The organism is Myxococcus hansupus, assembly GCF_000280925.3.
In the GTDB taxonomy this organism is placed as follows: Bacteria; Myxococcota; Myxococcia; order Myxococcales; family Myxococcaceae; genus Myxococcus; species Myxococcus hansupus.
In genome coordinates, this window is sequence record NZ_CP012109.1 from 2,376,042 (window position 1) to 2,388,432 (window position 12,391).

At 71.9% G+C, this 12,391-nt stretch carries 1 pseudogene; it reads left to right on the plus strand.

Features of this window, described 5'->3' with window-relative positions:
• The first annotated feature begins 105 nt into the window (after window positions 1-105).
• Window positions 106-12,386: pseudogene (locus tag A176_RS40870) on the plus strand (tetratricopeptide repeat protein).
• Window positions 12,387-12,391: the final 5 nt, after the last annotated feature.

Below are 12,391 nucleotides of genomic sequence, written 5' to 3' on the forward strand. Positions count from 1 at the left end.
GTTTGGCGGGTTTTGCACGATTGCTCGGGGGCGCTGGCGACCGGTAGAGTTCCGGTCACTGGCGCCCTCGCTGCTTTTCTTTTCCATTCCAAGGCCCGCCCCTCCATGCAACAGCCCACGCCCTCGTCGCGTCCCACGCTGCGCGTGTCCGATGACCGCACCTTCGTCGAAACCGAAGCGGCTCTCGAAAAGGCCGGCCGTATCGAGGAATTGATCCGCCTGTACGAGGGGCGTTCCCGCGACGTGGTCTCCGACGAGGCGGTGCGCCTGCTGTGCCGCGCCGCCGAGCTCGCGCATGACCGTCAGCGCAACACGCAGCGCGCGGAGGAGCTGCTCAAGCGCGCGTTGCTGGTGGCGAAGGACCCACTGCCCGCGCTGCGCGGTCTGAAGCGGCTGCACGAGTCTCGGCAGGATGGCGCCGCGCTGGCGGACATCCTGGAGCGCCTGGGCGGTGTCACGCAGGGCGAGGAGTGCGCGGGCCACTACCTGAAGGCCGCGGACGTCTACGAGCAGAAGTTGTTCCGTCGCGACCGGGCGGTGCTGTGCCTGCAGCGCGCGGCGCGAGCGAAGCCGGACCGGGCCGTCTTCCGGCGCGTGCGGCAGTTGCTGCTGTCGGAAGAGCGCTTCCAGCCGGCCTTCGAGGCGCTGGAGCGTGAGCGCGCGGCGCTGGGCGACGCGGGCATGGCCGAGGAGTACGCGGCGCTCGCCGAGCGGCTGGTGGATGACCCCACCGAGCACGAGCTGGCGCAGAGCGTGGTGGAGGTCGCCCGGGTGCTGGAGCCGCAGAACGCGCGCCTGGAGAAGGCGGCGCGGGCGCTGCAGCGCTTCGAGCAGACGTGGCGCGACCGCGTGCGGATGCTGCGCAGCATGTCGCTGGAGGAGCGGGACCGGAAGAGCGCGGCGCGGTTGTCGCTGCTCGTGGCGAAGCTCTTCGCCTGGTACGACCCGGGCTCGGCGGCCAAGGTGAAGGAGGCGTTGGACCGCTGCTTCCTGCTGTGGCCGGGCATGCCGGAGGGCCTGTCGCTCATCGAGAAGTTGACGCTGCGCGCGGGCGGCGATTTCGCGCCGGCGATTGCGCAGATTGAAGCGATGGCGGGCGAGGTGAAGGACCGCAACGCGCAGGTGGACCTGTGGCTGCGCGTGGGCACGCTGCGGCTGGGCCGGTTGAACGACGCGGACGGCGCGCTGGCGGCCTTCGAGAAGGCGGTGGCGGCGGACCCCTCGCGTGCGGACGCGGCGAGCCTGACGGCGGAGCAGCTCCTGGAGAAGGGCCGCGCTCCGGAGGCCGTGGCGGTGCTGGAGCGCTACCTGGCGACGGTGAAGGACCGCTCGGCGCAGGCGGCGATGCGGCTGCGCCTCGCGGACCTCTTCCTGACGCAGCTTCGCGACGCGGACGCCGCGCGCGAGCACCTGGAAGCGGCGCTGAAGCTGGACCCCACGCAGGCGCTCGCGGCCTTCCAACTGGCGCGGCTGCTGGCGGAGGACGAGAACCTGGACGCGGTGGTGCCGCTGCTGGACCTGGCGCTGCTGGCGCCGCGCCCGCGGCCGGAGCGTGTGGCCTTCTGCGAGGCGCTCGCGCTGATGTTCGAGGAGAAGGACGACGCGCGCGGCGCCTTCGAGGTGCTGTCACGCGCGCTGGAGCTGGAGCCGGGTCGGCCGCTGCTGCTGGGCTCGGTGGTGGAGCACGCGGAGAAGGCCCAGGTGCAGCCCGCGCTGGCCCTGGCGCTGCAACGCGCGGCGCAGGCGGCCCCGGTGCCGGAGGTCGCGGCCACGTTGTGGCGGCAGCTCGCGCAGTTGCTCCAAGGCCCCTTGGCGGACCCCTCGCGCGCGGAGGCCGCGTGGCGGGAAGTGCTGGCCCGCGTCCCCGGAGACGCGGCGGCGATGGAGGCGGTGAAGTCGCTCCAGGCGGCCGCGGCGCTCGCGGATGACCCGAAGGCCCGACTGGAAGCGGACCTCGCGCGGCGCGAGGCGGCCAGCACGGCGCCCGAGGAGTTGGAGCCGCTCGCGCGTCAGTTGGTGCAGATGGCGCCGGATGACGCGGCGGCGGTGCAGCGGCTCCAGGCGCTCTGCGTCTCCCTGTCGAAGTTCGACGAGGCGGCGGCGCTGGCCGGGCGCCTGGCGGGGCTGGCCGAGACGCAGTTGGAGCGCAACGAGTGGACGGCGCGCCAGGCGAAGCTCTACGCGGAGCGGCTGGGCCGTCAGGAGGACGCGACGGACCTGTTCCTCGGCCTGCTCGCGGAGAACGTCTCCACGGGCGTGGTGGTGGGCGGCCTGGAGCGGCTGGCCGCGGCGGGCATTCGCACGCCCGAGGTGACCGAGGCGCTGGCGGCGCACTACGGCCGCAGTGGCGACCACCAGCGTCAGGTCGCCGCGCTCCACCAGCAGTTGGAGGTGACGACGGAGGCCTCGGCCCGCAAGCGCCTCTTCTCGCTGATGGCCAGCGTCCATGAGAAGCAGTTGGCCGACAGCCGCGCTGCGTTCGACGTCCGCGTCCGCGCGCTGCGCGAGGACACGAAGGACGAAGGGGGCCGGGCGGAGACACTGCGGCTGGCGCGCGACCTGTCCGCCCACGCCGAGTTGGGGCGGGTGTTGCGCACGCTGGCCTCCGAGTCCGAGGACCCCGCGGTGGCGGTGCCGCTGCTGCTCGAGGCGGCGAGCCTGGCGGAAGAGGGCGCGCTCGCGGCCGAGGCCATGACGGCGCTGGAAGCCGCTGTCGCCCGCGCCCCCGAGTCGAACGCGCTGCTGCAGCGACTGGTGCGGCTGTACGGACGCGCGGGCCGCTCGGCGGACGCGGAAGGCTTGCTGCGCAAGCGCATCCAGGGCGCGCGCGGGCCCGAGCGGCTGGAGCTGTTGCTCCAGTTGGTGGACCTCAACACGGAGCTGGGCCGCGACGCCCAGGCCGCCGAGGCGCTGCAGTCAGCGCTCTCGCATGGGGCCGAGGAGGGCAAGCACCTGCCGCGTCTCGCCGAGCTGTATGAGAAGGCGGGCCGCACGCGGGAGCTGGGCGACACGCTGGCGCGGCTGATCGCGCTGGCCGAGTCCGCGGGTGACGCGGACAAGGTGGCGCGGTTGAAGCTGCGTCGCGCGCACCTGCTGCAGGACTCGCAGGACGGCAGCGCGGAGGCGGTGCAGAGCTACGCGGACATCCTGCTCCAGCGCCCCACGGATCCGGATGCGCTGGCGGCACTGGAGGCGATGCTGGCCTCGGGCCCGTCGCGCGAGGCCGCGGCGCGGGTGCTGGTGCCCGCTTTCGAGCGCACCAAGGACCACCGCAAGCTGGTGTCCACGCTGGACGTGCTCGCGGAGGTGGCGAAGGACGATGCCGCGCGCGTGCAGGCGCTGCGGCAGGCGGCGCAGGTTCACCTGTCGCACCTGCGCCAACCGGAGCTGGCCTTCGCGGCGCTCGCGCGTGCCTTGCGGCTGGCGCCGGGAGACGCGGGGCTGCGCTCGTCGGCGCGGCAGGCGGCGGAGGACGCGGACTCGCTGGACAGCTACGCGGAGATTCTCGCCGAGCTGGCCGAGGAAGGTGACGTCGGTCCCGCGCGCCTGGCGCTGCTGCGTGAGCTGGCGGAGGTGCAGGAGAAGAAGCTCGACGACAAGGCGGGCGCGGTGAATGCACTGCGCGCGTTGCTGGCCATCGAGCCGGGCAGCCTGGACTGCCTGCGCGCCCTCCAGCGGCTGCACCGCGCGGGCGAGGAGTGGGCCGCGCTCGCGGAGGTGCTGGAGAAGCTGTCCGCCGCGTCTCCGGAGCCGGCCGAGCAGTTGGCGTTCCTGCGTGAGGCCGCGCTGCTTCACGAGACGAAGTTGATGGACAAGGAGAGCGCCGCCGACGCGTGGCGCGTCATCGCGGAGCGCGACCCGGCGAGCCGCGAGGCCGCGGCGACGTTGGACCGCCTCTACACCGAGAGCGCCCGGCACACGGACCTGGCCTGGGCGCTGGCGCTGCGCCGCAACCAGGAAGGGCAGAGCCCGCAGGGGCGTGAAGTGTCGTTCCGCCTGGCGGAGCTCCAGCGCACCGTGCTGGATGACCCCAACGCGGCGCTGGGGCTCTACCGGAAGATTCTGGCCGAGGACTCGGGCCACCCGGGGGCCCGGGCGGCGCTCGAGGCCTGGGTGAAGGCGGCGGTGCCGGCGAGTGGCGCGGCCTTGGAGGTGCTCGACCCGGTGCTCGTGCAGGTGGGCGACCATGCCCGCCGCGTGGCGCTGCGCGAGGCGCGCATGGCCTCCGCGCTCACGGTGGAGAAGATTCTCCTCGCGGGCGAGATTCGCCGCATCCATGAGCGGGACATGCTCCAGCCTTCGCTGGCGTTCATGTCCGCGGTGAAGTCCTTCGCGCAGGGATTGGACCGGGACGGCGTGCGGCCGGACCTGGAGCGGCTGGCGCGCGAGACGGGCTCGCACGAGGTGCTGGCCGAAATCTACGAGACGGCGGCGTCCGAGCTGACCTCGGGCGACCCCTCGGCGCTGGACCTGCTGCGGCGCTCGGCGGAGCTGCGTGAGTCGTTGGACCAGCCCGAGGAGGCCGCGCGCCTGTGGAAGAGCCTGCTCGCGGACGCGCCGCAGGACCGTCAGGCGTTGGAGGCGCTGTCCCGGCTGTACGAGAAGGGGCAGAACGCCAAGAGCCTGTCGGAGGTCTACGCGCGTCAGGCGCAGCTCTCCACGGACCCCGAGGAGCGGGTGGGGCTGCTGCTGAAGGCCGGCGAGGCCCATGCGAACGCGGGCGAGGACGCGAAGGCCATCGAGACGTACCGCTCCGCGTTGGCGCTCCGGAAGGTGCCCGAAGGGCTGCTCGCGCTGGAGAAGCTGTACGCGAAGGCGCGGCGCTTCGTGGAGCAGGCGGACGTCCTGGACCAGCTCGCGGACAGCTCGGCGGATGAGCCCACGCGGCGCAACTGGCTGTTGAAGCGCGCTCAGTTGCTGGAGAAGGAAGTGGGCCCCGCGGAGTCGCTGCCTGTGTACCGGCGCTTGCTGGAGCTCGCGCCGGGAGACGGACAGGTGGTGGCGGGCCTGGAGCGGCTGATGGCGCACGATGCGCCTCGCACCGAGGCGGCGCGCCTGCTCGAGCCCGTCTACCGCGGCGTCAACGACACGCGGAAGCTCGTGGACGTCCTGGAGGTTCTGCTGCCCGGGGTGGCCCCGGAGCGACGCCTGGAGCACGTCCAGGAGATTGCGACCCTGCGCGAGGCGCTCGGTCAGACGTCGCTCGCGTTCGTCGCACGGCTGCGCGCCTTCAACGAGGCGCCCCAGGAAGCGACGGTGCGTGACGAGCTGGAGCGGCTGGCCGCCGACTCCGGTGCGTTCGAAGAGGTCGCCGCCGCGTACGAGGACCAACTGGAGCGTGGCGCGCAGGAGCCCCTTGCGGGTGACTTGTGGCGGCGCCTGGCCGGCATCTACGACAACCGCCTCAAGCGCTATGATTTGGCTGTGCGCGCGATGGAGGAGATGTCGCGCCGCGACCCGAAGAACAAGGCGGTGCTGGACGCCATCGCGCGGGTCCACCGCCGCACGGGCGCGCATCGCGAGCTGGCGCTTGTCATGCGCCGGCAGGTGGCGGCCGAGCCCAATGCGTCGTCGCAGGTGAACCTGCTCTTCGAGCTGGCGCATCTGGCCGAGGAGACGCTGGCCGACAAGTCGCTGGCGGCACAGTCGTACCGCGAGATTCTGGGGCTGCGGCCGGAGAACACCAACGCGCTGAAGCTGCTCGGACGGGTGCTCGCGGAGATGGAGCGCTGGCCGGAGCTGGCGCAGCACATCGAGCGGGAAATCCACCTGGCGGACGAGCGGGGGCTCAGGAAGAGGCCTCCGATTTGCGCGTGCGCCTGGGCCGCCTGAAGGTGTCGCGCCTGGACGACCCGCGCGGCGCGCTGGAGCTGTACCAGACGGTGCTCACGCGCCGGGCCGGGCATGCCGGGGCTGTCGGGGCGCTGGAGGAGATGGCGCGCTCGGAGAGCGCGCTGCGGGGCGCGGCCGCCAGTGCGCTGGAGCCCATCTTCGCATCGGTGGGCAACCACCTGAAGCAGGTGGAGATGCTGGAGTCGCGAGCCTCGGCGGAGGCCGTGCCGCAGGAGCGCGCCGCGCTGCTCCGCCGCATCTCGGAGATCTACTCCGGCTCGCTGGAGAACGCGGAGATGGCCTTCCTGGCCGCCACGCGCGCGCTGCGCGAGCTGCCGGATGACCTGCGCTCGTTGGAGCTGTGCGTCTCGCTGGTGGACAAGGCCGAGGCTCCCGAGGAGCTGGCCGCCATCCTGACGGAGGTGGTGGGCAAGGCGGGCGACACGTCGCGGGCCGAGCTGTACCGCGCGCTGGCGCGCATCCAGACGGACCTGGGCGAACCGGCCGAGGCGCTGACGTCGTGGAAGCGCGTGCTGGAGCTGCGGCCGACGGACACCGAGGCGCTGGACGGCACGGTGCGCCTGGTCGCGTCGCAGGGCAAGCCCACGGAGCTGCTGGAGGTGCTGCGCCGGCAGCTCGCCGTGGCCGAGGAACCCTCGCGCCGCGCCGCCGTGCTGTTCCAGTTGGGCACGCTCCAGGAGGAGCAGCTCAAGGACGCGTTGGGCGCACTGGCCACCTTCCGCCGTCTGCTGGAGCTCAAGCCGGACGACCTGCCGACGCTGGAGCGCATGGAGACGCTCTGCCAGAAGCAGGAGCGTTGGCCGGAGCTGGCGGACGCGCTGGCTCGCCGCATCGCGCTGCTGCCGTCCGAGGAAGGTCTGGAGCTGAAGTTCCGTCTGGCCACCGTGCGTGAGTCGCGTCTGTTGGACCGCGCGGGCGCGCTGGCGCTGTACGGCGAGGTGCTGTCCGTGCAGGCCAACCATGCCGGCGCGGTGGGACGCATGGAGGCGCTCGTCGCCCGCGAGCCGCAGAACCTGCTCGCGGTGGAGACGCTGCTGCGCGCGCTTCGGGCCAGCGGCGACCTGGTGCGGCTGTCGCAGGTCATCGAGACGCGCGTGGGCGTGTCGGGCGACGCGTTCGAGCGCAAGGCGCTGCTGGGCGAGCTCGCCACGCTGCGCGAGTCCCAGGAGGAAGCGGAGTTGGCCTTCCTGGCGCTCTTCCGCGCCTTCAAGGAGGACCCGAACGACGCCGCGATTCGCGCCCGTCTGGAGAACGCGGCGGATGCATCCGCCAGTTACGACGAGCTGCTGTCCGCGTACGAAGAGGCGCTGCCTCGCATCGCCGAGGCCGCGGATGCCGCGCAGGTCTGCCTGCGTCTGGGGCAGATGCTGGAGACGAAGCTGCGCGATTCGGACCGCGCCGTCTCCTACTACGAGCGCGCACGCACGCTGCACCCCGCGGTGCAGGAGCCCTCGTTGGTCGCGTTGGACCGGCTCTATCTCCAGTTGGAGGCGTGGCCGGAGCTCGCGGGCATCCTGGAGTCCCTGGTCGCCGGTGTGACGGAGCCCGCGGACCGCGTCGGTTACCTGTTCCGCCTGGGCCAGCTCTACCAGGAGCGGTTGGACAGCCCCGACCGCGCGGCCGGCGCCTACGAGGGAATCCTCGCGCTGGACGCGGGGCACCTGGCCTCCGCGCGTCTGCTGGAGGGCATCTACGAGTCCGCGGGAGCGTCGGAGAAGCTCTACGGCATCCTGAAGCTCCAGGCGGAGAAGGTGTCCGGCGCCGAGCGCGACCGCGTGCTGGCGAAGATGGCCCAGGTGTCGTCGGAAGGCCTGGCCGACCTGGGCCGCTCCATCGAGCTCTACCGTGAGCTGCTGTCGAAGAACGCGCGCAACGAACAGGCGTTCTCCGCGCTGGAGTCGCTGTACGAGCGCGCCGACCGGCCCCAGGACCTGCGCGAGCTCCTCGAAGGCCGGCTGGCGGTGACGTTGGACCCGCGCGAGGTGGTGCGTCTCAACGAGCGCCTGGGCCGCGTGGTGTACCGACTGCTGAAGCAGCCGGAGCAGGCGGTGCCGTACTTCAAGGCCGCGCTGGACCGCGACGCGCGCCACCGGGGCGTGTTGGACACGCTGCGTGAGCTGTACGACGAGACGGGCCAGCGTGAAGAGCTGGTGGGTGTGCTGCGCCGGCTCATCCCGCTGCAGGAGAGCAGCGAGGGTGTGAAGGCGTTGCGGCTGCGGCTGGCGGAAGTGCTCGCTGGGATGGGCCGCCGCGAGGAGGCGCTGGACGCCGCCCGCCGCGCGCTGGAGGTGGAGCCGCACCAGGTGCCCGAGTTGGACCGCGTGCACTCGCTCTTCGTCTCGCTGCGCGCGTGGAACGACGCCGTGCGGTCGCTGGAGCTCAAGGTGCAGGTGCACCTGCTGGTGGAAGAGCGCGAGCAGGCCGTGGCCACGTACTTCGCGGTCGCGGACCTCTGGGTGGGGCAGGGTGGCAAGCCCGAGCTGTCCTCGGGGGCGCTGGAGAAGGTCCTCGAACTCGACCCCGCCAACCGCACGGCCTACGAGCGGGCGTGTGAGCTGTACCGCACGCACAACGACTGGCGCGCGTACGCCCAGGTGATGGACCGCTACATGCCCCACCTCGTCACGGACGAGGAGAAGCTGGCCGCGCTGCGCGAGCTGGCCCGGGTGCAGGAAGCGCGGCTGGGACAGAAGGACGTGGCCTTCCTGGCGCTGTGCCGCGCGCTCCAACTGGACGCGTCGGACGACACGCTGCGCGAGGAGGTCGAGCGCCTGGCCGACGAGACGGGCAGCCACGAAGAGCTGGCCGCCGTCTACGAAGAGGTCGCCGACGAGCTGCCCCGCGGCGCCCTGGCCGAGCGCCTCTACGCCACGCTCGCGCGCGTCCACGACACGCACCTGGATGACCCGCAGGCGGCGGAAGCGGCGTTCCGGAAGATTCTCGAGTTCGACCCGACCAACGCCACCGCGCTGGACGGGCTCGCCGCGGTGTTCCAGCGCCGGGGCCGGCAGCGTGAGTACGTGGTGGCCCTGGAGCAGAAGCTCGAGGCCGCCGGCTCCATCGAGCAGCGCAAGGGCATCCTCCGTGAGATTGCCCGCGTCTGGGACGCGCAGTTGGAGGACCCGGTCGAGTCCGCCAGCGCGCTGCTGAGGGCCCTGGAGCTCGAGCCTGACGCCGAGACGCTCGGCGTGCTCACGGCGCTGTATCGCCGTCAGCGCTCGTGGCCGGATGTCGCGTCCACGTTGCTGCGCGCCCGTGACCTGGCGGACAGCATCGAGGAGCGCGCGCGCATCCAGGTGGAGGTGGCCGGCGTCTACGAGCGCGACATCGGCGACGACGAGTCGGCGGTGGCCGCGTACCGGCAGGCGTTGGAGTTCGACCCCGTGAACCGCGAGGCGCTGGACGCGCTGGAGCGGCTCCACACGCGGCTGGACCACCCGGCGGACCTGCTCGCCATCTACGAGCGGATGCTGGAGCTGAGCGAGGACTGGCGCGAGAAGATCCGCGTCCTCTTCCGCAGCGCCACCATCTGGGAGGACAAGTACCAGAACCCGGCGAACGCGGACGTGTGCGTCGAGAGCGTGCTCGCCATCGACCCGCAGAACGTCCAGGCCATCAAGACGCTCATCCGGCTGCGGCGCGCGCAAGCGCGGTGGGAGGACCTCATCGCGGCGTACGAGCGGCAGCTCGCGCTGGCCGTCAGCCCGCAGGAGCAGGCCGAGCTGTACGTGGACATCGGTAACGTCCAGTACCAGCAGCTCAAGGCGCTCGACCGCGCGGTGAACAACTACCACGCGGCGCTCTCCGTGGACGCCGAGTGCCGCCCCGCGCTGCACGCCCTGGGCACGATGTACGAGCGCAGTGGCAACTGGCCCTTCGCGCTGGAGATGCTGTCGAAGGAAGCGGAGATCGCCGGCCAGTCGAAGGACGCGGTGGAGCTCTACTACCGGCTCGGGAAGATCAACGAGGACATGCTGATGGACACCGGCAGCGCCCGGACCGCCTATCAGCAGGCGCTCGCCGTGGACGCGGGCCACCTGCCCAGCATCCGCGCCCTCAAGGGCATCCAGGAGCAGGAGCAGGACTGGAGCGGCTACGAGCAGACGCTGCGTCAGGAAGCGGAGCAGACCGATGACCCCGTGGCCAAGGGCCGCGCGCTGCTCGACGTGGCGCGGTACCACGCGGAGACGCGCGAGGACCGTGACACGGCCGTCGGCTACTGGCAGGAGGCGCTCAAGCACATCCCGGACAGCCTCGAGGCCGCGCGGCCGTTGTCGGATGTCTACATCGCGCACGAGGACTGGGCGTCCGGCGAGCGGATGCTGGACATCGTCACGCGGAAGATGGCGGAGATGGCCATGGCGGAGAAGGACTCCGTCTCCGCCGCGGACCTCTGCCGTCAGCTCTACCGCCTGGGCTACGTGGCGGAGAAGCTGGGCAAGCGCGACAAGGCCCTGGGCTGCTACGAGAAGGCTTACGAGTTGGACGCCACGTACCTCCCGGCGCTGGAGGGCTACGGCAACCTGCTGGTCCAGACGCGCCGCTACGAGGGCGCGCTCAAGGTCTTCCAGACCATCCTCATCCATCACCGCGAGGAGCTGACGGACCTGGAGGTGGTGGAGGTGTACTGGCAGCTCGGCGACATCCACGCCGCGCTGAACCAGACGGACCGCGCGCAGAACCACTTCGAGAAGGCGCTGGCCATCGACCCGGGCCACGAGCCGACGCTGCGCGCCCAGGTCGCGCTGCTGGAGAAGCAGGGCCAGTACGAGAAGTCCGCCGACCTGCGCCAGCAGTTGGTGGGCGTGCTCGAGGGCGAGGCTCGCGCGAAGGTGTGTCTGGAGTTGGGCCGCATCGCTCGCGACGAGCTGCATGACCCGTACATGGCCATCGACGCCTTCACCAACGCGCTCAAGTCCCAACCGGACGCGCCAGAGGTGATGGACCAGCTCTATGTGTTGCTGCGTGAGACGCGGCAGGGCCAGAAGGCGGCGGACGTGCTGGCGCGCATGCTCGCGCTCCCCGCGCTGGGATTGGAGCCGCACAAGGCCAAGCGCGTCTGGTTCGCGCTGGGCGAGCTGCGCCGCGACGACCTGAAGGACGTGGAAGGCGCCACCGAGGCCTTCAACGCCGCCTTGGACCTGGACCCTCGCTTCGTGGAGGCCTTCAGCGCGCTGGAGGCCATGCTCGGCGCGGCGCGACAGTGGAAGCCGCTGGAAGAGAACTACACGAAGATGCTGGGCCGGCTGCCCAAGACGCCGGAGACGCACGTGGCGCGCATGGCGCTGTGGCGCGCGCTCGGCGACCTGTACCTCCAGGTGCTCAAGCACCCCGAGGGCGCGGTGGCCGCCTACGGTGTCGCGGCCAAGGGCCTGCCCGACGACGCGGCGGTGCAGGAGGCCTTCGCGGACCTGGCGGGGCAGATGCCGGGCCGCGAGGACGAGGCCATCGCCGCGCTGAGGCGCGCGCTGCCGAACACGACGGACCCGCGCAAGGTGGTGGGCGCGCTGGTGCGCCTGTCCGCGATGCGCAAGGACTACGACGGCGCGTGGCTCGCGGCGCAGGCCGTGTCGGGCCTGCTGGGCGAAGCAGGGGAGGACGAGCAGGAAATCCTCACCAAGCTGGGGCCCTACGCGAAGAGCAAGGAGAAGGTGGAGCCTCGGCCGCTGAACGACCAGCTCTGGCACAACCACCTGTTCCACCCGAAGGCGCGGGGGCCGCTGGCCGAGCTGCTGGGGCTGCTGTTCGCGAAGGTGGGCCACCTGTACGCGGTGCCCTTCCCGCAGTACCAACTGGTGCCCAAGCGCCACCGCATCGACGTGGCGACGGCGCCCGAGTACCACGTGCACCACTACCGGTACGTGGCGCGCGTGCTCGGCATGGAGGCGGTGGAGCTGTACTCGCCGTTCCTGGTGGCGACGCGTGAGCGGATGGCGAAGCGCTCCAACGAGCCGGCGCCCGAGCCGCTCGTCAACGTGGAGCTTCTGCAGACGCACCCGGCCTCGCTGCGGGTGGGCGGCAAGTACTTCGCGGAGCAGGGGCTGAAGGAGGTCTATTACCTCCTGGGCCGCACCCTGGCGCTGGCGCGCTCCGAGCTGGCCTTGAGCCAGCGCGTGGCGCCCGAGCGGCTGGAAGCCATCCTCCAGGCCGCGCTGAGCCTCGTCGTGGGGAACGTGCGCATCGCCGAGGCACAGCACCTGGTGGAACCGGAGCGCCGGCTGCTGGAGAAGAGCCTCAGCGAGCCGGACCGCGCGGCCCTGGCGAAGGCGGCCCGCGCGTGGCTGCCCACCGCCACCCCGCAGGCCGTGCGTCAGTATCTGGAGGGCGCGGAGCTCACCGCGGCCCGGGCGGGCTTGCTCGCCGCGGGTGAGATGGAGCCGGTGCGCCGCATGGTTCAGGGGGAGACGGGCTCCGCCTTCCGCGTTCCGGTGCGCAGCAAGCTGCGGGAACTCCTGGTGTTCGCCACCTCCGAGGACCTGCACGAGCTGCGCGTCGCAGTGGGTACGCACGTGGAGGTCCAGGTGCGCAGGTAGCGACA